The sequence below is a fragment of the Yoonia sp. D2-7 genome (genome assembly GCF_055809435.1).
Map to the genome: position 1 here is coordinate 2432227 of NZ_CM147912.1, position 23312 is coordinate 2455538.

At 56.0% G+C, this 23312-nt stretch carries 23 protein-coding genes and 1 tRNA gene; 15 read left to right on the plus strand and 9 right to left on the minus strand.

The genetic code is table 11. From position 1 onward, the window contains the following. Positions 1-3 precede the first annotated feature (3 nt). Both AC0L7R_RS11875 and AC0L7R_RS11880 read right to left on the minus strand, forming a co-directional pair. A complete protein-coding gene (locus AC0L7R_RS11875; protein WP_247126583.1) occupies positions 4-498 on the minus strand; it encodes a division/cell wall cluster transcriptional repressor MraZ in 495 nt (164 codons plus the stop codon). 657 nt (positions 499-1155) lie between these two features. Further along, entirely contained in the window at positions 1156-2241 is a 1086-nt protein-coding gene (locus AC0L7R_RS11880) for a P-loop NTPase (protein WP_473657099.1), read from the minus strand. A 253-nt stretch (positions 2242-2494) separates the two neighbouring features. On the opposite strand from AC0L7R_RS11880, the gene AC0L7R_RS11885 reads away from it, so the two are divergent. Then, on the plus strand, positions 2495-2707 hold the full coding sequence (locus AC0L7R_RS11885) for a YjiS-like domain-containing protein (RefSeq protein ID WP_473657101.1): 213 nt from the start codon (positions 2495-2497) through the stop codon (positions 2705-2707). Positions 2708-3036: 329 nt separating this feature from the next. On the opposite strand, the gene AC0L7R_RS11890 is transcribed toward AC0L7R_RS11885, so the two are convergent. Beyond that, a complete protein-coding gene (locus AC0L7R_RS11890; protein WP_473657102.1) occupies positions 3037-4389 on the minus strand; it encodes a methyl-accepting chemotaxis protein in 1353 nt (450 codons plus the stop codon). A gap of 125 nt (positions 4390-4514) precedes the next feature. Here AC0L7R_RS11890 and AC0L7R_RS11895 point away from each other — a divergent pair, with 125 nt between their 5' ends. Continuing rightward, on the plus strand, positions 4515-5114 hold the full coding sequence (locus AC0L7R_RS11895; RefSeq protein WP_473657103.1) for a LysE family transporter: 600 nt from the start codon (positions 4515-4517) through the stop codon (positions 5112-5114). Here the strand turns inward: AC0L7R_RS11895 and AC0L7R_RS11900 are convergent. Beyond that, positions 5111-7504 (minus strand): UvrD-helicase domain-containing protein, encoded by a 2394-nt coding sequence (locus AC0L7R_RS11900; RefSeq protein WP_473657104.1) that lies wholly within the window; start codon positions 7502-7504, stop codon positions 5111-5113. The two genes, AC0L7R_RS11895 and AC0L7R_RS11900, sit on opposite strands and share 4 nt — an antisense overlap. 154 nt (positions 7505-7658) lie before the next feature. Between AC0L7R_RS11900 and AC0L7R_RS11905 the strand changes: the two genes are divergently transcribed. Further along, on the plus strand, positions 7659-8786 hold the full coding sequence (locus tag AC0L7R_RS11905) for an alpha-hydroxy-acid oxidizing protein (RefSeq protein ID WP_473657105.1): 1128 nt from the start codon (positions 7659-7661) through the stop codon (positions 8784-8786). Between the two features lie 3 nt (positions 8787-8789). Here AC0L7R_RS11905 and AC0L7R_RS11910 read toward each other — a convergent pair whose 3' ends face one another. Further along, complete coding sequence (locus AC0L7R_RS11910) at positions 8790-9683, minus strand: NAD(P)-binding domain-containing protein (protein ID WP_473657106.1); 894 nt, start codon at positions 9681-9683, stop codon at positions 8790-8792. A 99-nt stretch (positions 9684-9782) separates the two neighbouring features. On the opposite strand from AC0L7R_RS11910, the gene AC0L7R_RS11915 reads away from it, so the two are divergent. Then, positions 9783-10532 carry an SDR family oxidoreductase gene (locus AC0L7R_RS11915; protein WP_473657107.1) on the plus strand — a complete coding sequence of 250 codons (750 nt, stop codon included), beginning with the start codon at positions 9783-9785 and terminating at the stop codon, positions 10530-10532. A 43-nt stretch (positions 10533-10575) separates the two neighbouring features. On the opposite strand, the gene AC0L7R_RS11920 is transcribed toward AC0L7R_RS11915, so the two are convergent. After that, positions 10576-11631, minus strand: a complete 1056-nt coding sequence (locus AC0L7R_RS11920; RefSeq protein WP_473657109.1) for an alpha/beta hydrolase family protein — start codon at positions 11629-11631, stop codon at positions 10576-10578. Between the two features lie 112 nt (positions 11632-11743). Here AC0L7R_RS11920 and AC0L7R_RS11925 point away from each other — a divergent pair, with 112 nt between their 5' ends. The 5 genes from AC0L7R_RS11925 (at position 11744) to AC0L7R_RS11945 (ending at position 17595) form a co-directional block, all read left to right on the plus strand. Next, positions 11744-12760 (plus strand): helix-turn-helix domain-containing protein, encoded by a 1017-nt coding sequence (locus tag AC0L7R_RS11925; protein ID WP_473657110.1) that lies wholly within the window; start codon positions 11744-11746, stop codon positions 12758-12760. A 77-nt stretch (positions 12761-12837) separates the two neighbouring features. After that, the gene (locus tag AC0L7R_RS11930) at positions 12838-16281 is read left to right on the plus strand and encodes a pyruvate carboxylase (protein WP_473657111.1); all 3444 of its coding nucleotides are present in this window, start codon (positions 12838-12840) and stop codon (positions 16279-16281) included. Between the two features lie 158 nt (positions 16282-16439). After that, the gene (locus AC0L7R_RS11935; protein WP_247126560.1) at positions 16440-16826 is read left to right on the plus strand and encodes an MAPEG family protein; all 387 of its coding nucleotides are present in this window, start codon (positions 16440-16442) and stop codon (positions 16824-16826) included. Continuing rightward, the gene (locus AC0L7R_RS11940) at positions 16823-17218 is read left to right on the plus strand and encodes a VOC family protein (RefSeq protein WP_473657112.1); all 396 of its coding nucleotides are present in this window, start codon (positions 16823-16825) and stop codon (positions 17216-17218) included. The genes AC0L7R_RS11935 and AC0L7R_RS11940 overlap by 4 nt, the downstream gene beginning before the upstream one ends. A 302-nt stretch (positions 17219-17520) precedes the next feature. Next, positions 17521-17595, plus strand: a tRNA-Gly gene (locus AC0L7R_RS11945). Between the two features lie 81 nt (positions 17596-17676). Here the strand turns inward: AC0L7R_RS11945 and AC0L7R_RS11950 are convergent. Next, complete coding sequence (locus AC0L7R_RS11950; protein WP_473657113.1) at positions 17677-18378, minus strand: alpha/beta fold hydrolase; 702 nt, start codon at positions 18376-18378, stop codon at positions 17677-17679. Positions 18379-18546: 168 nt separating this feature from the next. On the opposite strand from AC0L7R_RS11950, the gene hisB reads away from it, so the two are divergent. The 3 genes from hisB to AC0L7R_RS11965 all read left to right on the plus strand — a co-directional run bounded on the left by hisB (position 18547) and on the right by AC0L7R_RS11965 (position 20383). After that, positions 18547-19134 carry an imidazoleglycerol-phosphate dehydratase HisB gene (gene hisB / locus AC0L7R_RS11955; RefSeq protein ID WP_473657114.1) on the plus strand — a complete coding sequence of 196 codons (588 nt, stop codon included), beginning with the start codon at positions 18547-18549 and terminating at the stop codon, positions 19132-19134. Beyond that, complete coding sequence (hisH, locus tag AC0L7R_RS11960) at positions 19131-19769, plus strand: imidazole glycerol phosphate synthase subunit HisH (protein WP_473657115.1); 639 nt, start codon at positions 19131-19133, stop codon at positions 19767-19769. Before hisB ends, hisH begins: the two co-directional genes overlap by 4 nt. 89 nt (positions 19770-19858) lie before the next feature. After that, on the plus strand, positions 19859-20383 hold the full coding sequence (locus AC0L7R_RS11965) for a transglycosylase SLT domain-containing protein (RefSeq protein WP_473657116.1): 525 nt from the start codon (positions 19859-19861) through the stop codon (positions 20381-20383). 3 nt (positions 20384-20386) lie between these two features. Here AC0L7R_RS11965 and AC0L7R_RS11970 read toward each other — a convergent pair whose 3' ends face one another. After that, on the minus strand, positions 20387-20782 hold the full coding sequence (locus AC0L7R_RS11970; RefSeq protein ID WP_473657117.1) for a DUF2147 domain-containing protein: 396 nt from the start codon (positions 20780-20782) through the stop codon (positions 20387-20389). A gap of 135 nt (positions 20783-20917) precedes the next feature. On the opposite strand from AC0L7R_RS11970, the gene hisA reads away from it, so the two are divergent. Then, complete coding sequence (gene hisA, locus AC0L7R_RS11975) at positions 20918-21637, plus strand: 1-(5-phosphoribosyl)-5-[(5-phosphoribosylamino)methylideneamino]imidazole-4-carboxamide isomerase (protein ID WP_473657118.1); 720 nt, start codon at positions 20918-20920, stop codon at positions 21635-21637. A gap of 62 nt (positions 21638-21699) precedes the next feature. Here hisA and AC0L7R_RS11980 read toward each other — a convergent pair whose 3' ends face one another. Beyond that, on the minus strand, positions 21700-22146 hold the full coding sequence (locus AC0L7R_RS11980; RefSeq protein WP_473657120.1) for a DUF302 domain-containing protein: 447 nt from the start codon (positions 22144-22146) through the stop codon (positions 21700-21702). Between the two features lie 78 nt (positions 22147-22224). On the opposite strand from AC0L7R_RS11980, the gene hisF reads away from it, so the two are divergent. Together hisF and AC0L7R_RS11990 are read left to right on the plus strand one after the other, a co-directional pair. After that, positions 22225-22986, plus strand: coding sequence for an imidazole glycerol phosphate synthase subunit HisF (gene hisF, locus AC0L7R_RS11985; protein WP_473657121.1), 762 nt, complete (start codon positions 22225-22227; stop codon positions 22984-22986). Beyond that, positions 22983-23288 carry a phosphoribosyl-ATP diphosphatase gene (locus AC0L7R_RS11990; RefSeq protein ID WP_247126541.1) on the plus strand — a complete coding sequence of 102 codons (306 nt, stop codon included), beginning with the start codon at positions 22983-22985 and terminating at the stop codon, positions 23286-23288. Before hisF ends, AC0L7R_RS11990 begins: the two co-directional genes overlap by 4 nt. Positions 23289-23312 lie beyond the last annotated feature (24 nt).

Genomic DNA, 23312 nt, shown 5'->3' on the forward strand with positions numbered 1-23312 from the left:
TCTTTATCCGTCCAACAGGCTGAGCGGATCAAAGTCGTCGCCCTGCCCTTCAAGCCAATCGGCCATGTTATCGCCGACTTCCTCGGTGTAAGTTTCGGCTTTCCAAATCTCGAAGTGATCGCCAAGGCCGCTGAAATACAGCTCACCGTCTTTCAGGCCCAGCTTTTGACGCTGCTTGATGGGCATGACAGTGCGGCCATCCTTATCAACGTCCAGCTTGATGGATTGACCGATAAACAACCGGGACAGGCGTTTTTTCGCGTCAGACCCACGGGGCAATGCGTTGATTTGATCGACGACCTTATTGAACTCTTCCACGGTGTAGCCGTGCAGTTCATTTTTCAGGTGATCGCCATAAAGAAGATACATGCGGGGAGATAGGCCAGTGGTCCATTCGGGATCGCCCGCCTCAAGCACACGACGAAAATCAGCAGGGATCGACATGCGTCCCTTGCTGTCCACCTTTTGGGTGTGTTCGCCTGTAAAACTCAAGACCACTGTCCCTTGGTCCTCTCTGATGTGCCCAAATCGGCGTTAGATGTGAAAATGGCGAACTGAGCTGCTGCCACTGCTCAATTCGCCACCTTCTGCCCTTATCGGGCTCGTCCAGCTGCGCGCGCCACCTGGGGGGATGTCTGCTCGCTCGCGCGCCGGATCTCTTCGTTCGGTAATGACGAGGCCTGTATGAAACCTGCTTTTGCCGGTGGGGTTCTTTTTCGCCCCTTGTTGTCATGTTCTCGTCGTTGCCGTGCTTATGTTGTGACCTATGTTCGCCCACCGATCAACACCTTTTTGGGATTTCATGGAACCATATGGTGTTTTTCGAACACCCCGAAAACAACATATAGTATGCACCATTTCGAAGCAGGTAACATTCACGTCAGTTAATAAAGGATAAATTCGGCATTAGAGTTATCCACAGCGGCATATATTGTGGTGCATAAAATTCCCAAATTTTTTGAATTTCTTTGCTTTTTGGACATTTGAAAGTGCCGAATGCCTCGGCATCGGGTGCTGTATTCAGCGCGAATCCTATCGAATCCCAAACCTGCCCACTAAGATTCCATAATTTCCCAGACGCCCCATGAATTCCCAGAATCAAAAAACCCCCGCCTGACGCGAGGGTTTTCTATTTCGATTACTTTGGCGGTCCGGTTACGCCATGCCACCGTCAATGAAACGCCGCGCCAATTGACGGTACGCTTCGGCCATCGGGCTGTCCCCCGCCGCAATTGGCGTTCCTGCGTCGCCCGCCAGCCGCGTGTCCAAATCAATCGGCAACGCACCAAGCATCGGCACGCCGATCTTCTCGGCCTCGGCCGCCACACCACCGTGACCAAAGATATGACTTTCGTGACCGCAATTCGGACAATGGAATGTCGACATGTTCTCGATCAGGCCAAGGACAGGCGTGTTGAGCGACTTGAACATATCAAGCGCTTTACGCGCATCCAGCAGCGCCACATCTTGCGGCGTGCTGACGACAACTGCGCCAGTTAGTTCCGTCTTTTGGCATAATGTCAGCTGCACATCGCCGGTCCCAGGCGGCAGGTCGACGATGAGAACGTCAAGCTCGCCCCATTCCACCTGCCCCAGCATCTGCTGCAAGGCCCCCATCAACATAGGACCGCGCCAAACGACGGCCTTGTCAGGGTCTACCATCAGGCCAATCGACATCATCGTCACGCCATGCGCTTTGAGTGGTATAATAGTCTTGCCATCTGGCGAACCGGGGCGCTGATTGACGCCCATCATGCGCGGCTGGCTCGGACCATATATATCAGCGTCCAGCAAACCGACGCGACGACCCTCTTTCGCAAGCGCCACGGCAAGGTTCGAAGATACGGTCGATTTGCCCACGCCACCCTTGCCAGACCCGATCGCAAGGATACGGTCGACACCCGTTACCTTCGCAGGACCAGCCTGCGGTGTTGGGTGACGTCCGACCTTCAACGCTGGCGGTTCACCCTTCGGTGCCGCCGCTGGCGTCGCAGGCCCGTGCGCCGTCAAGACAACAGACACGCTTTCAACGCCTGCCAGATTTGACACGACCGCCTGCGCGGCAGTTCGGACGCCGCCCATGCGGCTTGCTTCTTCTGGAGTCGGTGCCTCGATCACGAAACGGACGGTACTACGTTCTATTGTCAACGCCCGTACCATGTCGCGCGCAACAATAGATTCGCCGCCCGGCAACGTAACTGCGCCCAATGCGCCTAAAACTTGGTCACGTGTGACTGACATAGCTCTGCCTCTTTCTGAAAATTGCACAATCTAGAAGCCTGTTTCACAGATTTGAGGCAATTCGCAAGACAACGCGGGCCTCCTAAGACGATTTGTGACAGGTTCAAGACAATAGGTCAGGAATGCTCATGCATTTTCTGCATAGCAGCAATGCCGATTTGAATATTGTGCAGATGCAGCAAAATCCCACATAACAGTCACAACAGAAAGAACGGCACCTCCCGCCGAACGACGCAAACGAAAGACGAAGACGATGGCATTTATCACTGAGAACCGCACAGCGACAGTAACGCTTGCAGACCGCGCAACAGCGCTTTTCGCGAACATCAGCGAAGCATACGCGCAGCGCAAGTTGTACAAAACAACATACAACGAACTTCAGTCCCTCACAAACCGTGAACTGGCTGACCTCGGCATCCACCGTTCCATGATCAAGCGGATCGCACTGGACGCAGCAAAGAAATAATCGCATTCGGATCACTTCTCTCCTCCCAGAATGAATGATCCGATATCCCCGGTCTACTTCCTCCCAGATATGACCGGGACACTTGAAGGACCGACGACATCCACCTCCTCCCGGATGTCGTCGGACACCTCAAAAAACAGATTTTCGGCGATGTCACCTCCTCCCGACTAGCCGAGATAGAGCGGTCCAACCCACCTCCTCCCGGGTTAAGCCGCTCTCGTCGCCTACACCACACCTCCTCCCGTGGTCGTGGGCACAAATAAGAGAACCGCAGCGCCCACCTCCTCCCGGGCACTGCGGTTTTTTTACGTCTTGTCGGCAGGTCAAACCTAAGCCGTTCGGCGAAACACCATTTCCGTATCATGATTGTGAGATTGGTCGTTGACCTGTGACGCTTGAAAGAAGCTCACCAATTCCCGTAGTTTTGTAGCCCCCTGCGCAAGCTTTGCTGCACTGTGCGCACTCTGATCCGCCAACGCTGCGTTCTTTTGGGTCGTGTTATCAATTTGCGACGTCGCTGCGTTCACCGCAGCCAGTCCTTCTGACTGCTCTAATGCAGCCTGTGAAATCTCTTTGATGTTTGTCACAACCTGATCTAGTTCATTTCCGATCAGTCCTAAAGATGCGCCAGTTTGATCAACCAGATCAGACCCAGACGCGACATTTGCATTGCTGCGTACGATCAGTTCCGAAATATCGCGAGCCGCTTCTGCGGTGCGTTGTGCCAAAGCGCGAATCTCGCTGGCGACAACGGCGAACCCCTTGCCAGCATCACCGGCCCGTGCAGCTTCGATCCCCGCGTTCAGCGCCAAGAGATTCGTTTGGAAAGAAATGGAATCGATGACTTCAATGATTTTCCCGATTTCACCTGACCCGTCTTTGATTTCCTGCATTGCGGCAATCGCGTCGGACACGACGCGTGTTCCTGTGCCGGAATTGCCGGCTGCCTCTTGGGCGAATGACGTCGCCTGTTGTGCATTCAATGCGGTTTGCTGCACAGCACTTGATATTTCTTCAAGCGTTGCGGCGGTTTCTTCCAAGGTGGCCGCTTGCGCTTCACCGCGGTGCGCCAAATCTTGTGCGTTGCGCGCAATCTCGTTTGATTCGGTTTCCAACCCGCGGGACACGCTGTTGATGGAACTGACCAGCTGTTCCAACCGGTCCATCGTCGCGTTGAATTGCGCATTAATCGGCGCAAACAGCGGCAATGTCGCAGCTGGTAACCGCACGGACAGATCGCCGTCTGACAAAGACTGCAACCCATTGGACAAATCCGTTGTCGCCTGCCGCTGCGCTGTCACATCTGTTGCGACCTTAACAATGCGGACAATCTGACCCTTTTCATCATAGACGGGATTATAGAACGCCTTGATCCAGACGGCCTGATTGGATTTTGTCAGCCGCCGAAATTCGCCTTCGTGAACGTCACCTGCACGCAATATGGCCCAAAAATCCCTATACTCCGCGCTTTGCGCGAATGACGATTCCACAAATATGCTGTGCGGTTTCCCGACAACGTCCGCCGGATCATAGCCCATGAGATTGCAGAAGTTAGTGTTGGCTTCAATAATTGTGCCATCCGTTTCGAACCAGATCACGGCCATGACCCGATCAACGGCCACACGCAGACCTTCAGGCCAGGATTTCTGTGTTACCGTCGCCGCCGATCTCAATCGCAACATCTTGTCCGTCCTATTCTGATCATAAGCTGGCAGAATGGGGCTTCACTGTTGAGATATCCTTAACTTGAAACATCGCGCCATTTAGCGGCTCGCCATTGCCTTGCATGTCGGCTTAAGGTGTCCAAATGACCCAAGAAATTCTAATCGCCCTGATGACATTTTCCTTTGTCAGTTCCATTACCCCCGGCCCAAATAATCTTATGTTGATGGCATCTGGTGCGAATTTCGGACTGCGCCGCACAATCCCGCATATGTTGGGAATTTCGTTAGGCCACGCATTTATGGTCACGATGGTCGGCGTCATTCTGCTGCAGGTTTTTGTCACCTACCCGGTCTTAAACACGGTCCTAAAAGTGCTGAGCGTTGGCTACATGATCTGGCTCGCATGGAAAATCGCAAATGCGGTGCCGCCCGAGGCGAAATCGGTCACCGGATCACCCTTTACGTTTATGCAGGCGGCCGCTTTTCAATGGGTGAACCCGAAAGCGTGGTTCATGGCGATTACAGCCATCACCAACTACGCGCCGCAAGAAAACGGTGTCTGGGTTGGCGCCCTGACTGTCGCCGCAGTTTTTGCAGCTACGAACCTGCCGTCGGTGTCCGTATGGGCGTGGCTTGGCGTGCAAGTCCGGCGCGTGTTGCGGACGCCGCACCGGTTGCGCAGCTTCAACATCACGATGGCCGTTCTATTACTATTGTCGCTTTACCCGGTTTTGACCCACTAGAACGGCACATCGTCCGCTTGAGCTGCATTCACGACAAAGCGCGCCACGACGTGTTTGGAACCGGCTTTATCAAATTCGATCTCAAGCTTGTCGCCCTCAATCCCCATGACTTCGCCGTACCCAAATTTCTGATGAAACACGCGATCGCCAGTCGTGAATGCGCTGACAGCATCCAGATCAATCGTCATGTTCTTGGCTGCAGCGGGCTGGGCCACACCGCGTTGTTGGCTGCGCGTCTGCAGCCTGCGCCAACCGGGTGAGTTATAGACGTCAGCGTTCGCAGCCTTGTCATGAAGGTCCGACCCCATCGCGGCTTGGGTCGCGGGTGATGCGCTGGCGGCCATGCCAGCCGCACCAAATCCGCCGCCGTAAAGGCCCGGTGGGGTTAGAACGTCGACATGGTCTTCTGGCAATTCGTCAATGAATCGCGACGGCAGCGCCGACTGCCACTGGCCATAGACACGCCGGTTTGCGGCAAATGAAATCGTACAAATCTGTTCAGCGCGGGTGATGCCGACGTAGGCCAAACGGCGCTCTTCCTCGAGCCCCTTGACCCCGCTTTCGTCCATCGACCGTTGGGACGGGAACAATCCGTCTTCCCAACCGGGCAAGAAAACAGCTGTAAATTCGAGCCCCTTAGCCGCGTGCAGCGTCATGATGCTGACTTTCTCGCCCTGCTCTTCGGTCTCGTTGTCCATGATCAGGCTGACGTGTTCGAGAAACCCTTGCAGGTTCTCGAAATTCTCCAGCGCTTTGACAAGTTCCTTAAGGTTTTCCAACCGCCCCGGTGCTTCAGGCGTTTTGTCGTTTTGCCAGAAGCCGGTGTAGCCGGATTCATCAAGGATCATCTCGGCCAATTCAACATGTGTGTCGGCCTCGGCCATCACTTGGGCATGCCAACGGTCCAAGCCATCGACCAAGATAGTCAATTCTTTCAGTCCCTTACCGCCAAGCCGCTTTTCTTGTACGCAAATACGTGCGCCTTCGACTAGCGACACACCACTTTCACGTGCGGCCATTTGGATCGTCTGCACAGCCTTGTCACCAAGACCTCGCTTGGGGGTATTTACGATGCGTTCAAACGCCAGATCATCATCTTGGGACACGGCGAGCCGGAAATAGCCCATGGCATCGCGGATCTCGAGCCGTTCGTAGAAACGCGGGCCGCCGATGACGCGGTACGGCAGGCCAATCGTCAAAAAGCGATCTTCGAACGCACGCATCTGATGCGACGCACGGACCAAAATTGCCATGTTGTCGGGGCTGATCTTGTCTAGACCACGTGTGCCACGCTGCATCGCCTCAATCTCTTCGCCGATCCAGCGCGCTTCTTCTTCGCCGTCCCAATGGCCGATCAGGCGCACCTTTTCGCCGTCTTCTTCGGCGGTCCACAGTTCTTTGCCCAAACGCCCTTTGTTGCCCGCAATCACGCCAGACGCAGCGGCCAAAATATGCGGCGTGGATCGGTAGTTTTGTTCCAACCGGACCACCACAGCGCCGGGGAAGTCTTTTTCAAACCGCAGGATGTTGCCAACTTCGGCACCGCGCCAGCCGTAAATCGACTGATCGTCATCACCGACGCAACAGATATTTTTATGTTTGCTCGCCAACAACCGCAGCCACAGATATTGGGCCACGTTGGTATCTTGATATTCGTCCACCAAAATATAGCGGAACCAGCGTTGATATTGATCTAGGATGTCTTGGTTCTGCTGAAAGATCACAACCATATGCAGCAGTATATCGCCAAAATCGACGGCATTCAGATCCTCAAGACGCTGCTGGTAGGCGGCATAAAGCGCCACCCCTTTGTGATCAAACGCCCCGCCATCAGCGGCCGGAATATTGTCTGGCGTCAGCGCCTTGTTCTTCCAGTTATCGATGATCCCTGACAACATGCGCGGCGGCCAGCGTTTTTCGTCAATGCCATCGGCGCGGATCAATTGTTTGAGCAAACGCAGCTGATCGTCGGTGTCCAAAATGGTAAAGTTCGACTTCAGGCCAACCAATTCCGCATGGCGCCGCAACAGTTTGGCACAGACCGAATGGAACGTGCCGAGCCACGGCATGCCTTCCACGGCCTCGCCCATCATCTGACCCACACGATTCTTCATCTCGCGGGCCGCTTTGTTAGTAAACGTCACCGCCAAAATCTCGTGCGGCCGCGCAGTCCCCGTCGCCAACAAATGCCCAATCCGCGTGGTCAACGCTTTCGTCTTGCCAGTGCCCGCACCAGCCAACATCAGCACAGGACCATCCAACGCCTCAACCGCTTCGCGTTGGGCGGGGTTCAACCCGTCCAGATAAGGCGCACCGCGACTGGCCATCGCACGCTGGGACAAAGGAACGGACGCTGCCTCGAAGGCATCTTCATCGGAAAAATTGCTCATGCCGCATGTTACCGCGAATCCGTACACGTTAAAACCCTAATGTTCGCGGTCTGTTCTGCAGGTTTTACATCTTCGCGACCTTCCGCTTTCATCTGTCCAAAACAACGCACCTGAATGCTTGCCCCAAACGCGCCTTCCCCCATACGGTACCGCCATGAGCCACGATCGTTTTCCCGCCATTTCTGACCTAAAGGCCCGCGCCCAGCGCCGTATTCCACATTTTGTTTGGGAATATCTGGACAGTGGCACAGGGACAGAGGCCACGTTGAAGCGTAACCGGACGAAGCTGGACGACGTCCTGTTCCGGCCTTCGATCCTGCACGGCGTGTTTACACCGGACCTGTCGACGACGTTTCTTAACCGAGAATATCCGCTGCCGTTCGGAATCGCCCCCGTCGGCATGTCGGGCCTGATTTGGCCGGGTGCGGAACAGATGTTAGCGCGGACCGCCGCGAAAGAAGCAATCCCCTACACGATTTCAACAGTCGCGACCCAAACGCCAGAGGACGTCGCAGATCATCACGGTGGTCAAGGCTGGTTCCAGATTTACCCCCCACGTGACGCGGAAATTCGTGCAGACATGCTGAAACGTGCGAAAAATGCGGGATTTCATACCCTTGTGATGACAGTCGACGTGCCGGTCGCATCGCGCCGCGAACGCCAAACACGCGGTGGATTGCAACAGCCGCCGCGCCTGACGCCGCGCTTGGCGATGCAGGCGGCGCTTTGTCCTGCATGGCTGGACGGCATTCGCAAAACCGGCATGCCCCGCATGAAACTGATGGATAGTTACGCCGAACAAACGACAACGCTGCCTTCAAACCAGCACGTGGGTTATCTGCTACGCACGTCTCCTGATTGGGACTATGTCGATATGTTGCGGGCTGAATGGGATGGACCGCTGATAATCAAAGGGGTGTTAGACGCTAACGATGTCACAGCGCTCGCGGACAAAGGTGTTGACGCGATCTGGATCAGCAACCACGCGGGTCGTCAATTTGATGCGGCTCCCGCGACAATCGAGGTGTTGCCAGCGATCCGCGCAACTACCGATCTGCCAATTATTTTCGACAGCGGCGTGCAAAGCGGTCTCGATATCATGCGTGCGCTCGCACTGGGGGCGGATTTTGTCATGCTGGGTCGTGCGTTTCATTACGGCCTAGGTGCTATGGGCGAACCGGGGGCCGCCCATGTCGTTGATATTCTGCGGCAAGATATGATCGCCAACATGGGCCAGATCGGCGCGCGTCGTCTCGCCGACCTGCCCGACCGTGTGATCTAGGCGTTAGCTACGCTTCACCCCGTTCCGTTTGGCGACGTAATCCACCAGATGCGGGACGTAGTTTTCAGGTCCGTCGCCCCCATCTGCATGCGCCATGGCAAGGCTGTTCTTGATCGCATTCCCAACAGGGTTTGCAAGGTTAACGCTATCCGCCATTGCCTCGAGATACCGCATGTCTTTCAACGCATTGGTAATGGTAAACTTATGGGCCTCCGCGTTACCTTCGACCGCATATCCCATGAACGTCTGATAAAACCCGCAGTCCATCCGGCTACCGCGGATCACGCTATCAAACTGTTCCGTGGTGATCCCGACCTTTTTGGACAGTGCCAGCGCTTCGGAATACATCGCCGCATAGCCCATCGCGAGCATGTTGTTGAGCAGCTTCATCTTATGCCCAGCGCCGACGTCGCCCATGTGCACGATTGTACCTGCCCACGCATCAAGCACCGGTTTGATCCGCGTAAAGGTGTCATCAGACGCCCCAACCATTGTCGCAAGTTCTCCTGCTTCGGCCTGCACGGGGGTGCCGCCCAATGGCGCATCAGCCATAAAGCATCCCTTTTCACCCAATATCTCTCCCAGTTTCGCAGTAGACGTTGGATCAGACGTCGAACAATCCACAATGACACTGCCCTCTGCCAAAGTCGGCAAAAGCGATGTGACGATGGCTTCGACCTGCGGCGATCCCGGTGCGCAGATGTGGATGATTGATGCGGCGGCCGCGAGATCGGCGAGACTGCTGGCCTCTTGCGCGCCCTGCCCGACCAGATCGTCCACTGGCCCTCTGTTCCGGTGCGCGATCACATGCATTTCGAACCCAGCGCCCAAGATGTTCTTGGCCATCCCATGCCCCATCAGGCCTACGCCTACGAATCCAACAACGTCCTGTGCCATTTAGTCATTTCCTCCAACCCATTTTGCATGACTGTGCCTTTGCTGGTTCTATCCCGCAACCTGTTCTAGGGTTTGCACAACATTTGAGGAGGATCACCCATGCCAGAGTTCGCGACCTACCCCAGCTTGCGCAACAAACCTGTTCTTGTCACGGGCGGGGCGAGCGGTATCGGTGCCATGACCGTCGCCGCATTTGCCGAACAAGGTGCCAAGGTCGCGTTCCTTGATCGTGATGCAGACGCCAGTGCAAAAGTCGCCGCAGAAACAGGGGCTGCCTACGCCCTATGCGATTTGCGCGACATCGCGGCCACGCAGGCCGCAATTGCAGAGCTGGCATCGCAAGTGGGTGATTTCCTTGTGCTTGCCAATAATGCCGCCCGCGATGATCGTCATGATTGGAAAGACGTCACTCCTGAATACTGGGACGAACGTATGGATACGAACCTGCGCCATATGTTTTTCACGATGCAAGCTGTCGCCCCTGGCATGATTTCGGCGGGTGGCGGGTCAATCATCAACCTTGGTTCAAACAGCTGGTGGGAAGCCGTCGGGAATTTCCCCGCCTACGCCACAGCGAAAGCCGCCGTACATGGCCTGACCCGCACGATGGCCCGCGATTTGGGGCGTGATCGTATTCGTGTGAATACCGTCGTTCCCGGATGGATCATGACAGAGCGTCAAAAAGAGCTGTGGACGACGCCAGAAGCGCTTGAAAACCATAAGCAATCGCAGTGCCTGCCCGACCTCATTGATCCGGTTTACGTCGCCCGCATGGTTCTGTTTTTGGCATCGGATGACGCGGCGATGTGCACTGCAAGCAACTACATGGTGGAAGCCGGTTCTATATAGTCGGATGCGGGCAGCGGTTTGATCTGCTGCCCGCTACGTTTACCTAAGCATCTTCGGCAAAAACATCTGCCAAAAACTGCACCGCTGCGTCTAGAACCTCGCCATGAATCACATCGCGGTGGCGCAGCCCCCAATCGGAACAAATATTATCGTCGCCCATCAGCGCTGTTGCCGCTTTCCCGATGATCCCGCAGGTTGGCAGAAAGCTGAAATGGGCCGCCTCGGGTATCCAGACATGCGCGGCGTCGGGCAGTTTTGTACCAAGATGGGATGCATCCACCGCAAGCGGGATCGTATCTGCCGTCCCCAAGCCAATCGTCATGACGGGTAAATCCATCGCGGCCAGACCATCAGCTGTCATGGCCTGTGTCAGTGCTGGATCAATGGCGAGAACCGCGTCGATCCTTGGGTCAGTCCAATCGGCCTCGTAAAGTGAGGCATCGATCGCAGTGAAATCGACACCCGCTGCGTTCATCCAGTCGCAATCAGGCTTTTCCACGGGCTGTGCGCAATAGCGGATAAAGGCGTCTTTCGACAATTCAGCCCCACCCAAAGACAATGCCGCCGCACCGCCCAAAGAAAAACCGACAGAAGCAACCCGATCCATATCCGCAGACAGTTCCCCCAAAGCGCCAGTCTCTAACGCGTCCAATGCAGCCGTCAGATCACGCGTCCGTTGCCAGAGCATGGGCGTCTGATGCGGGTCACTGTCGCGTGACATGGTTCCTTGATGGTTCGTCGACACAACGATGATCCCTTGGGCGGCCATTGCCGATGCGAACCATCCGGTTTGGACCGCTTTGCCGCCCGACCCATGTGAAAAGATCACGACGGGATGCTCGCCTGACAGTACGGGCGCGTCTAATTGCGCGTCAAACCCATCAAACAACGCGTTTTCTGCGAAGGTTTCAGACGCCGCGGCGCTTTCCGTCGGGTACCACACGTGCACCTCAATGGGTGCATCGCGATGCGGCGCCGTGATGGATTGGACGGTATACCCCTGTGCCACCACTTCATTTTGTGTATCGCTGGCCAAAACAATTGCCGCACCAGCTACCGTCGCTGCGGTGCAAATCCCAAGTGTCATCATGTGTCTCATGTCTGCGTCCTTTCCTGTGACATTGATCCAGCAATTGCCTACACCTTGGGAAAATACGTCCTGAAACCGTATTCAGGTCGTCCGCAAACCGATTTCAGGACTAAGTCGTCTGATGATTAACCTTCCCCTACCCGTTGTCGTGAGCCTGATCCTTTGCTTTGTCCTTGTGCGGGGCTGGCTGACTGGTGTGGCACGACCTTTGCTAATCCTGCTGGCACTTTGTGCGGCACAGGCGATGATTGCGACCTTGAACGATATCGTCACCAATCCGTTTCTGGTTAACCTGCAAGTCGCCAACGCGAGCCTGATCGCCGCCATGGCATGGGTTGCTTATGTGACGACAACCCAACGTCCTTACGCGCGCAAATGGGATGAACTTCATTTGGTAGCTGGACCTGTAATTATACTGGTGATCGCGAACATGCTGCCAGTGGCTTTGGATAGCATTCTGGCGCTTTGGTTCGCGGGACACGGGATCGCGATATTGAGGTCGATATCCAAAGGACCGGACGCCTTACCGAATGTCCCGCTTGAAAGCACCGAAACGGCCCGCAAGTTATGGATGGGCACAGCGCTGACGTTGCTGGCGACTGCGGCCATAGATGTGTTCATTGTCGGGGTTGTGATCGCGGGCTTCGGTGACTTGGTACCATTCATTGTCAACATCATCTCTGCGGTCGTCTTATTGTGCCTCGGTCTGATCGGCTTGGCGCAACCGGTCACGCATACGGTCGAACACCCACCGTCGCCCTCAACACCAAAACCAGCCGATGAAGAAGCGACCGCACTTTTCGCTCGTGCGACGGCGTTGCTTGAATCCGAAAAGCTGTATCTTGATCCGGACCTCAATCTGACCCGTCTTGCGCATCGGCTGCACGTACCAGTGAAAAAACTGTCGGCCGCCATCAACCAAAGCACTGGCGAAAACGTGTCACGGTTAATCAATGGCTATCGCATCCAAACGGTCTGCGCGGATATTTCCAACGAAAACGTGCCAATCACGCAAGCCATGTTTGCTGCGGGATTTTCCACGAAGTCGAATTTCAACACCGAATTTCGCCGCGTGACTGGGCAATCCCCGCGCGAATGGCTGCAAAACCGCAAAAATAGCGCCGCAATGCAGCGTTAGCGCAAACTACGCAGTTATACGAACTTTACAAAGGCCGTTTTGTAACTAATGGTGCCGCAACTGCGAAAGGGACGACCATGACTGACTTCAAAAAAATTCTCATTGCGAACCGCGGCGAAATCGCGATCCGCATCATGCGCGCGGCGAACGAAATGGGAAAGAAGACGGTCGCGGTTTACGCCGAAGAAGACAAATTGGGCCTGCACCGGTTCAAAGCGGACGAGGCATATCGGATCGGTGAGGGCCTTGGTCCCGTCGCCGCCTACCTGAGCATTGAAGAAATCATCCGCGTCGCGAAGATGTCGGGTGCTGATGCGATCCATCCGGGTTATGGCCTGCTGTCCGAGAACCCCGAATTTGTAGACGCCTGCGAAGCCAACGGCATCACCTTTATCGGCCCAAAGGCCGCCACGATGCGGATGTTGGGCGACAAAGCCTCTGCACGTAACGTGGCCGTTGATGCGGGCGTTCCGGTTATTCCGGCCACCGATGTGCTTGGCGACGATATGGAAGCGATCAAAAAGGAAGCTGCAGAAGTTGGCTATCCTTTGATGTTGAAAGCCTCATGGGGTGGCGGCGGTCGCGGTATGCGCGCCATCAACTCTGAAGAAGAGCTTGAAGAAAAGGTTCTTGAAGGCCGTCGCGAAGCAGAAGCTGCATTCGGCAACGGTGCTGGATTCTTGGAGAAGATGATCGTGCGGGCCCGTCACGTTGAGGTCCAGATCCTCGGCGACAGCCACGGCCAAATTTACCACCTGTGGGAACGCGATTGTTCGGTTCAGCGCCGGAACCAAAAGGTCGTCGAACGCGCCCCTGCCCCGTATCTGTCCGGCACCCAGCGCGAACAAATCTGTAATCTCGGCAAGAAAATCTGCCAGCACGTGAACTATGAATGTGCCGGTACGGTCGAATTCCTGATGGATATGGACAGCGGCGAATTCTACTTCATCGAAGTAAACCCGCGCGTTCAGGTGGAACACACCGTGACCGAAGAAGTCACAGGCATCGACATCGTCCGTGCCCAAATCCTGATCGCTGAAGGCAAATCTCTGGTCGAAGCGACTGGTTGCGCGTCCCAGTACGACGTTCAACTTGATGGTCACGCGCTGCAATGCCGAGTGACAACCGAAGATCCGCAAAACAACTTCATCCCCGATTACGGTCGCATCCAAATGTACCGTTCGGCGACTGGTCCGGGCATCCGCCTCGACGGCGGGACCGCATATTCAGGCGCCGTTATTACACGCTACTACGACTCTTTGCTGACCAAAGTGACCGCACGCGCGCCCACACCGGAAATGGCGATTGCCCGTATGGACCGTGCGCTGCGCGAATTCCGTATTCGCGGCGTGTCGACTAACATCGCTTTTGTGGAAAACTTGCTGAAGCATCCGACCTTCTTGTCCAATGAATACCACACCAAATTCATCGACGAGACGCCAAGCCTGATGGATTTCAAGAAGCGCCGCGATCGGGCTACGAAAATCCTGACCTATGTCGCTGACATCACGGTCAACGGACATCCTGAAACGGCTGGCCGTCCGCGCCCCGCTGCCGATGTGAAACCACCAAAACCGCCGGTGAAACCATCGCTTGAGGTCGTGCCCGGCACACGCAACATTCTGGACGATTTCGGTCCGGAAGCGGTGGCCAACTGGATGCGCGATCAGAACCAATTGCTGATCACCGACACCACAATGCGTGACGGTCACCAGTCCTTGCTGGCCACACGCATGCGGTCGATCGACATGATCAACGCGGCCCCTGCTTACGCGCAAAAAATGAACCAGCTGTTCTCTGTTGAATGCTGGGGCGGTGCGACGTTTGACGTGGCCTACCGGTTCTTGCAGGAATGCCCATGGCAGCGTCTGCGCGACATCCGTGCGGTGATGCCAAACATCATGACGCAAATGCTTTTGCGGGCGTCCAACGGAGTTGGCTACACCAACTACCCTGACAACGTCGTGCAAGAATTCGTGCGCCAAGCTGCTGGATCCGGCGTTGACGTGTTCCGCGTGTTCGACAGCCTCAACTGGGTTGAAAACATGCGCGTGGCCATGGATGCAGTCGGCAAATCCGGCAAAGTCATTGAAGGCACGATCTGCTACACAGGCGACATGCTGGACCCAGATCGGGCGAAATATGACCTGAAATACTACATCGGCATGGCCAAAGAACTGGAAGCGGCAGGCGCGCACGTGCTTGGTCTGAAAGACATGGCTGGCCTGTTGAAACCAGCCGCCGGCCGTGCACTGGTTAAGGCGTTGAAAGAAGAGGTCGGTCTGCCGATCCACTTCCACACACACGACACATCCGGTGCCGCCATCGCAACCGTTCTGGCGGTGTCCGAGGCGGGCGTGGATGTTGTGGATGCGGCGATGGACAGTTTTTCTGGCAACACATCGCAGCCGACACTTGGGTCTATCGTTGAGGCGCTGAAAGGCACCGACCGCGACACCGGCCTTGATGTGAAAGCGATCCGCGAGATTTCAAACTATTTTGAACAGGTCCGCGAACACTACAAGGCCTTCGAATCCGGTCTGCAAGCACCAGCATCCGAAGTATACCTGCACGAAATGCCAGGTGGTCAGTTCACTAACCTCAAATCACAAGCACGGTCCTTGGGTCTGGAAGAACGTTGGCATGAGGTCGCACAGACCTATGCAGACGTGAACCAGATGTTCGGCGATATCGTAAAAGTAACACCATCTTCCAAAGTTGTGGGTGACATGGCCCTGATGATGGTGAGCCAAAACCTGACACGTGCGGATGTTGAGGACCCGAAAACCGACGTCGTCTTCCCTGACTCTGTTGTGGACATGATGAAGGGCTCACTTGGTCAACCACCGGGTGGTTGGCCAAAGGGAATCCAGAAGAAGGTGCTGAAGGGCGAAAAGCCGTCAACAGACCGTCCCGGCCAGCACTTGGCCCCTGTTGATCTGGATGCAACCCGCAAGGAACTCAGTGATCTGCTGGATGGACGTGTCATCGACGACGAAGATCTTAACGGCTACCTGATGTACCCGAAAGTCTTCCTTGATTACATGGGTCGCCACCGGACATATGGTCCCGTGCGCACATTGCCGACCAAAACGTTCTTCTACGGCATGGAACCGGGCGAAGAAATCGCGGCGGAAATCGATCCGGGCAAGACGCTGGAAATCCGCATGCAGGCCGTGTCCGACATGAACGAAGACGGCGAAGTTAAAGTGTTCTTCGAACTCAACGGTCAGCCGCGTACGATCCGCGTTATGAACCGTCTCGCCGCATCTGAAAAAGTGCAGCGTCCAAAGGCTGAAGCGGGCAACGCAGATCACATCGGGGCACCAATGCCGGGTGTTGTGGCGACCGTTGCTGTTTCCGCAGGTCAAAAAGTCAAAGAAGGCGATCTACTGCTGACCATCGAAGCGATGAAAATGGAAACCGGTATCCACGCAGACCGCGACGCGACCATCAAAGCGGTTCACGTGGCGGCTGGTGGCCAAATCGACGCCAAAGACCTGCTCGTCGAGCTTGAATAAATCTAATCGGCAGCGGGGCATGGTCCTCGCTGCCTTTCTTTTGGCCGCAAATATCCTGGGAGTTTGAGGGCAAAGCCCTCACATTTTTCATCAGAAAAATACCTAGCCGCGCATGATCCGTCCCTATAGCCTGCGATGACATATCACAGGACATAAACATGCTTCCCATCACATCGCTCTACGTGGGTCTTCTGACCCTCATCTTTCTGGCGCTATCGTACCGCGTTATCTTTTTCCGGCGTGCCAATCGCGTCTCGCTCGGCGATGCGGACAGCAAAGATCTGCGCCAACGGGTGCGCGGTCAAGCGAACTTTACCGAATATACACCGATTGGCCTGATCATTCTGGCCTGCGTCGAACTGCAAGGTGCCCCCGGTTTGGCGGTTCATATCCTTGGCCTGATGCTGTTTGCGGGACGGTTGCTGCACGCCATGGCGTTCTGGGTGCACCCGATGAATTTCTCTTACCGGACATACGGCATGATCCTGACCACATTGATGCAGGCAGTTGGCGCTGTTGGCCTGATTCTGCATAGCCTGCTATGACAAAACATCTTTCCATGCTCGCGATCCTTGTGCCCGACTACGACGCGGGGATCGCATTCTTTGTTGGCACGCTAGGCTTTGACCTGCTGCAAGATGACAAAATTGATGAAGAAAAGCGTTGGGTCCGCGTCGGCCACCCGGACAACCAAACCAATTTCCTGCTGGCACGCGCTGTGGGCGACCAGCGCGATTGCATCGGCAAACAAGGCGGCGACCGCGTTTGGCTTTTTCTTGAGACGGATGACTTCGCAACTGATCATGCGGCGATGGTGGCAAATGGCGTCCATTTCGAAGAAACGCCGCGTGTTGAACCCTACGGGACCGTTGCCGTCTTCCAAGATCCGTTCGGCAACCGCTGGGATCTCATCGAATTTGCGCAAGCTGCGGATTAATTTTGAGAAAATGCATCTTTGGTCAAATTTTCTTTGCCCAAGATTCGCAAAATGGCCCTCTGCTTTAAACACCCTCGGCCAGCGATTCACGCGACCACGGTATCATCGCACCACAGGGCGCCCGATCTTGCTGCCGTGATGTGTAAAATTTGCACTGCCTCGCATGCCCCAACAATAATCTGCGGCTCTAAATGCCCTATAAATAAGAGCTTCCCGTGCAAATTTAGAAAAATGTGAAATCAGTGTAATTTTGGTCTTGCGGCCATCCGCAACACCCCTTAAATCCCCCTTACCAACAGGAAGCGGGCGTAGCTCAGGGGTAGAGCATAACCTTGCCAAGGTTAGGGTCGGGCGTTCGAATCGCCTCGCCCGCTCCAAGTTGGATACTCACCTACCCAGTGAGTGTCACGATAGGGTCGCCTTAGGGCGGCCCTTCGTCGTTTCGGGGACCAATATTTTCAAGCACTTAACGCGAATGGCTGTGGCTGCCGCCCAAGCAGTCCGATGGACCGGTGCCGGATCAAGGCGGCCAACCGGTCCGGTGCATCTAACGGTACCGCGTGACCGCAGTTCGCCCAAACTTCGACTTTTGCGCGTGGCAGGCGCCGTTTCACCGTTTGCAGGAAACATGCGGTGGGCGTTGTGTAATCCGCATCACCGATGACAAACGTGATCCGGTCTTGAAGGTCCACCAAACGTGGATCGTCCCAGAAAGATTGCGCCGCTGATTTGTACTGCCGCAACCGTTTGATCTGAGCCCTACTTTCAAGCAACCCGTGCACTTGGGCCGTTGCGTGCTGTAGAAACGCAGCTTCGCCTTTGATCGCACCGTGCTGGACGTAAAGACCTTTGATCCACTGACGTACGAACGCTTTGCGTAATGGAACCATCCCGCGACTATAATCAAACGGCGGGGCCGTCAGGATCAACTGATCGTCGTCGCCCGCTAATGCAACGGCCAAGCCGCACCCGATAGAATTGCCGACACGCACCGTTGGTCGCAGTCCCGTGTCGCGGAGGTCATCGACAACATCGCTATAGTCTTGATCCAGAAACGGAATATCGGGCGCGTGGCACCGTCCGACGCCATTCTCAAGCCGCGCAGCGACCTGCGCAAAATGACGGTGGTCCCCGATCAGACCGTGGTAAAAGTGGATCATGACGCAATCCTTTGTATCTGGAATGCCGTCACCCTAAGACAGCCGACGCATCCGCCAAAGTCGGGTATTCCTGCCTTCTCGCCACATCTGTCCATATTCGTCACGCGCCATCTTGGCCCCTGCCCACAGCGCGCCTATAAGCGGCCTACAACGCCTACGGAGGTTCCCATGCGGACTGCAACGATCACGCGCAAAACGGCTGAAACCGACATCACTGTTACCCTAAACCTTGATGGCACAGGGATTTATGACAACCAGACGGGTGTGGGTTTCTTTGACCACATGCTGGACCAGCTGTCGCGCCATGCGTTGATTGACTTGACAGTACGGGCATCCGGCGACCTGCACATCGACGACCACCACACGGTCGAGGACGTGGGCATCGCGATTGGCCAAGCATTGACCGAAGCGATGGGCGATAAAAAGGGTATCGTACGCTACGGGTCGTGCCACCTTGCGATGGATGACGCGCAGGTCCGCTGTGCGCTTGACCTGTCCGCACGCCCCTATCTGATCTGCAACCTTGGCCTGCCGTTCGGCAAGATCGGAACGTTCGACACGGAACTGGTTCGCGAGTTTTTCCAAGCGCTGTCGACACACGGCGGTATCACGCTGCACATCGACAAGCTGCACGGGTTTAATGCGCACCACATCGTCGAAGCCGCGTTTAAATCCGTAGCGCGCGCGTTGCGCGATGCGCTGGAAACCGACCCACGCAAAGCAGACGCTATTCCGTCGACTAAGGGTGCTCTATGACCACTGTTCTGATCGATTACGACAGCGGCAATTTGCATTCGGCGCAAAAGGCGTTTGAACGGATGGCTGCGGAAGTTGGCAGTGGCGCAATTCACGTCACCGCCGACCCTGACATCGTAGCCAAGGCCGACCGGATCGTGCTGCCCGGCGATGGGGCGTTCCCACATTGTCGCGCCGAATTGCTGGCCCGCACCGGATTAGGCGACGCGATCACAAAAGCCGTGACCGCGCGTGGCGTCCCATTCATGGGGATTTGCGTGGGCATGCAGATGCTGGCGACTACGGGCCACGAATATGAACCAACCGCAGGTTTTGGCTGGATTGCGGGCGATATTCGCAAAATAACACCATCTGACCCATCCTTGAAGATTCCGCATATGGGCTGGAACGATCTGGTGATCGACAACCCGCATCCGGTTCTTGAGGGCATTGAAACAGGCGAACACGCGTATTTCGTCCATTCCTATGCCATGACGGTCACCAATCCGGCTGAACGTCTAGCGCACGTCGATTACGCCGGCGACATCACTGCGATCGTGGGCCGCGACAACATTATAGGAATGCAGTTCCACCCCGAGAAAAGCCAAGACGCAGGTCTGCGGATGATCGGCAACTTCCTGTCGTGGAAGCCGTAGACGGCGACTGTTTGCCCGTCTGGAAACCCTGACTACCGTTATAGGCCAAGTTGCGTTAGCTTTTAGGAAACAACCCTAGAAAGCTTCTCATGTTTCAGCGTTTGATGTGTCTCGCCCTTGCCTGCTCTGTCGCCAGTTGCGGTTTCATTCCCGTAAGATCGCCAGAGGTCGCAGCGCAATCGCAAGGCACACGCGACGATATCGGACTTTACCCTGGTGAAACCCGCGAAATGCGGGCCTTGGTGCAGAAATATGCGGCCTGCCACGGCATTCCCGAAAGTCTGCTGCACCGCGTGATCCAACGCGAAAGCGATTATCGGGCGGGCGCACGGAACGGTCCTTACTGGGGTTTAATGCAGATTTTGCCGCAGACTGCCCGAACGATGGGGCATCGCGGCACGCCAGACAGCCTGCTGAATGCGGAAACGAATTTGCTTTATGCGGGGCGATATCTGCGGGGCGCTTGGTTGCTTTCGAACGGCGACGAAGCAACGGCTGTCAGTTGGTATGCGCGCGGATATTACTACGAAGCGCGGGATCGCGGCCTACTTGTCGAAACTGGCCTGCGTCCCGGCGGGGAACGAAGCTGCGCCGCTGAGGCGCAACTTCTTTAGGATTTAGCGTACACGCGTCCACGTCTGTGAACGGCTTGTCAGCGCTGTGCAAACACCAACACAACCGCGAACAACCATTGAATTGTTACCGTTCATGGTCATGTCGGATTTGTACGTTTTGTCTGTATCAGGCGCCCAGATCGTGCCGCCAGTGTAAGACCCGCCACCCTGCGGTGACATGCCCTGAATGATCGTGCGACCAACGATGGACGTGTTGTCGTTGCCAACCACTTGGGTGATTTCACCGCACACGTTTGACCCACACGGCCCAAGACGCACGTGGATGTAACCACCGGTTTCGCCCGGCTGGGATTTCCATTCGCCATAGACGGCTTCTTGCGCAACAGCAGTGGTTGCCATCGACATCGCAGCAACCGCCGCCAATACCAAAGTCTTCATTTTCTCTTCCTCCCGTAAGTGATGTCGCAGATTGGGCGCGAGCACGGTCGCAAAGCAACAATGACGTTGGGTCGGGCACGCATTGCATTCCACGCCGCCGACTGTAGAAAGCGGCCAAGCAACCGGAGTAGCGCCATGATCCTTTATCCCGCAATTGACCTTAAAGACGGTAACGCAGTGCGGCTTGTGCACGGCGATATGGATCAAACAACCGTCTTCAACGACGATCCGGCTGCACAGGCGCGCAGCTTTGTTGAAGCGGGTTGCGAATGGCTGCACCTTGTTGACCTGAACGGTGCGTTTGCAGGGGAACCGGTAAACGCCGCACCAGTTGAGGCGATCCTAAAGGCCTGCAAGGTCCCGACCCAATTGGGTGGCGGTATCCGCGACATGGCCACGATCGAACGTTGGCTAGACCGCGGTTTGACCCGCGTTATTCTTGGCACGGTTGCTGTCGAAAACCCTGATTTGGTGCGCGAAGCTGCAAAGGCATTCCCGAACCAAGTAGCCGTCGGCCTTGATGCACGTAACGGGCGCGTCGCCACACGCGGCTGGGCCGAAGAAACCGACGTCATGGTCACCGATCTGGCCAAATCGTTTGAGGACGCAGGGATTGCCGCGATCATCTATACAGACATTCTACGTGATGGCGCGATGAAAGGCCCTAACATTGATGCAACAGCCGCCCTCGCCCGCGCCGTCGATATTCCGGTGATTGCGTCTGGCGGTGTGTCGTCGCTTGCAGACCTCAAAGCGCTGAAAGAAACAGACGTGATTTCCGGCGCAATTTCGGGCCGTGCGCTGTACGACGGGGCTATTGACTTGGCCGAAGCAATGGCCCTGCTCACCGCGTGATATTAGAGGGGGCAGCGGTTACGCCGCCCCTTTTCCGAACATCCGCAAAGAAGCCGTTGGGCCTACTCCGCGATGGCCTTGCCGGTCAGCATGGCCAATGCACCAGTCATGCGCTGAGCAAATTCAGCGTCCAATGGCACATCCAACCCGTCAAACAATGTCTCGACGCTTTCGTAAGCGACAACCGTCCCATTGTCGCCCGCGTACACCAGCACGCGCAGCGGCAATTGCAGGCCCGCGTGAATGTCAGCCTGCATCGCAGGCGTGCCGAGCCGTGGATTGCCAAAAATCAACAGCTCCGCATCAGTAAGCTCCATCTCGACCGATGTCGCCCCTGCGCCGTGGTTCACACGCGCAAATACAGTCGCACCCGCGCCTTCAACAGCAGCCTGAAGCGCGTCCATCGTGGCAGATACGGATTTGAGTGAGTTTTGTGTGATCGTCTCGGCCATCGATGGGGCTCCAATCAGGGAAAGTGCCGTCGTCATGGCAGTCAGTATACGTTTCATGGTTTTCTCCTCATAAGGGACCCCAACACATGACACAGCACCTTTCCAAGCGATACGATTCCCCCTAAACCTCACGGCATGTTGAAAACACGCATCATCCCCTGCCTGGACGTCGCCGAAGGGCGTGTCGTGAAAGGCGTGAACTTTGTGGACCTTGTCGACGCGGGCGATCCCGTCGATGCGGCCATCGCTTATAACGCAGCTGGCGCCGACGAACTTTGCTTTCTCGACATTATGGCCACCGAAGAAAATCGGGGCACGATGTTCGATCTGGCAACGCGGACCGCCGAACAATGTTTCATGCCGCTGACGATTGGCGGCGGGGTGCGGACCCATCACGACGTGCGCAACCTTCTGCTCGCAGGGGCCGACAAGGTCAGTTTCAACTCCGCAGCTGTGGCCAATCCAGACGTGGTGGCGGAAGCCGCGATGCGTTTTGGCAGCCAATGTATCGTTGTGGCGATTGACGCCAAGACCGTCGAACCGGACCGCTGGGAAATATTCACCCACGGGGGGCGCCGTGCCACGGGCATCGACGCCGTGGAATTTGCACGCACAGTCGTGGAAAAAGGCGCAGGCGAAATCCTACTGACCTCCATGGACCGTGACGGCACCAAATCCGGCTTCAATCTGCCGCTGACCCGCGCCGTCAGCGACGCAGTCAACGTGCCCGTCATTGCATCAGGCGGCGTTGGCACGCTGGATCACCTTGTTGAGGGCGTCACCGAAGGCGGCGCATCCGCCGTACTCGCGGCGTCCATCTTCCACTTCGGCACCTATTCCATCGCAGAGGCGAAAGCCCACATGGAAAACGCCGGCATCCCGATGAGAACCGCATGAGCATTCACGACCTCGCCGCCACAATCGCCGCCCGCAAAGGCGCTGATCCGGACAGCAGCTGGACCGCAAAACTGCTCGCCAAGGGTCCGGAAAAGTGCGCGGAAAAGTTCGGTGAAGAATCGATCGAAGCGATCATCGAAGCCATCAAAGGCGACAAAGCGAAACTGACCTCGGAAGCCGCTGATGCGATTTACCACTTGCTGGTGATGTGCGCCGCACGTGATGTCACACTCGCCGATATCGAAGCCGAGCTCGCATCGCGGACCACACAGTCCGGCATCGCCGAAAAGGCGTCTCGCTAACTTCTTTTGGTCAAAAATATCTCG

Coding starts and splice junctions, on each gene's coding strand:
- AC0L7R_RS11880 (WP_473657099.1), bottom strand. CDS start 2,241: ATGTCAGTCACACGTGACCAAGTTTTAGGCGCATTGGGCGCAGTTACG.
- AC0L7R_RS11885 (WP_473657101.1), top strand. CDS start 2,495: ATGGCATTTATCACTGAGAACCGCACAGCGACAGTAACGCTTGCAGAC.
- AC0L7R_RS11890 (WP_473657102.1), bottom strand. CDS start 4,389: ATGTTGCGATTGAGATCGGCGGCGACGGTAACACAGAAATCCTGGCCT.
- AC0L7R_RS11895 (WP_473657103.1), top strand. CDS start 4,515: ATGACCCAAGAAATTCTAATCGCCCTGATGACATTTTCCTTTGTCAGT.
- AC0L7R_RS11900 (WP_473657104.1), bottom strand. CDS start 7,504: ATGAGCAATTTTTCCGATGAAGATGCCTTCGAGGCAGCGTCCGTTCCT.
- AC0L7R_RS11905 (WP_473657105.1), top strand. CDS start 7,659: ATGAGCCACGATCGTTTTCCCGCCATTTCTGACCTAAAGGCCCGCGCC.
- AC0L7R_RS11910 (WP_473657106.1), bottom strand. CDS start 9,683: ATGGCACAGGACGTTGTTGGATTCGTAGGCGTAGGCCTGATGGGGCAT.
- AC0L7R_RS11915 (WP_473657107.1), top strand. CDS start 9,783: ATGCCAGAGTTCGCGACCTACCCCAGCTTGCGCAACAAACCTGTTCTT.
- AC0L7R_RS11920 (WP_473657109.1), bottom strand. CDS start 11,631: ATGAGACACATGATGACACTTGGGATTTGCACCGCAGCGACGGTAGCT.
- AC0L7R_RS11925 (WP_473657110.1), top strand. CDS start 11,744: ATGATTAACCTTCCCCTACCCGTTGTCGTGAGCCTGATCCTTTGCTTT.
- AC0L7R_RS11930 (WP_473657111.1), top strand. CDS start 12,838: ATGACTGACTTCAAAAAAATTCTCATTGCGAACCGCGGCGAAATCGCG.
- AC0L7R_RS11935 (WP_247126560.1), top strand. CDS start 16,440: ATGCTTCCCATCACATCGCTCTACGTGGGTCTTCTGACCCTCATCTTT.
- AC0L7R_RS11940 (WP_473657112.1), top strand. CDS start 16,823: ATGACAAAACATCTTTCCATGCTCGCGATCCTTGTGCCCGACTACGAC.
- AC0L7R_RS11950 (WP_473657113.1), bottom strand. CDS start 18,378: ATGATCCACTTTTACCACGGTCTGATCGGGGACCACCGTCATTTTGCG.
- hisB (WP_473657114.1), top strand. CDS start 18,547: ATGCGGACTGCAACGATCACGCGCAAAACGGCTGAAACCGACATCACT.
- hisH (WP_473657115.1), top strand. CDS start 19,131: ATGACCACTGTTCTGATCGATTACGACAGCGGCAATTTGCATTCGGCG.
- AC0L7R_RS11965 (WP_473657116.1), top strand. CDS start 19,859: ATGTTTCAGCGTTTGATGTGTCTCGCCCTTGCCTGCTCTGTCGCCAGT.
- AC0L7R_RS11970 (WP_473657117.1), bottom strand. CDS start 20,782: ATGAAGACTTTGGTATTGGCGGCGGTTGCTGCGATGTCGATGGCAACC.
- hisA (WP_473657118.1), top strand. CDS start 20,918: ATGATCCTTTATCCCGCAATTGACCTTAAAGACGGTAACGCAGTGCGG.
- AC0L7R_RS11980 (WP_473657120.1), bottom strand. CDS start 22,146: ATGAAACGTATACTGACTGCCATGACGACGGCACTTTCCCTGATTGGA.
- hisF (WP_473657121.1), top strand. CDS start 22,225: ATGTTGAAAACACGCATCATCCCCTGCCTGGACGTCGCCGAAGGGCGT.
- AC0L7R_RS11990 (WP_247126541.1), top strand. CDS start 22,983: ATGAGCATTCACGACCTCGCCGCCACAATCGCCGCCCGCAAAGGCGCT.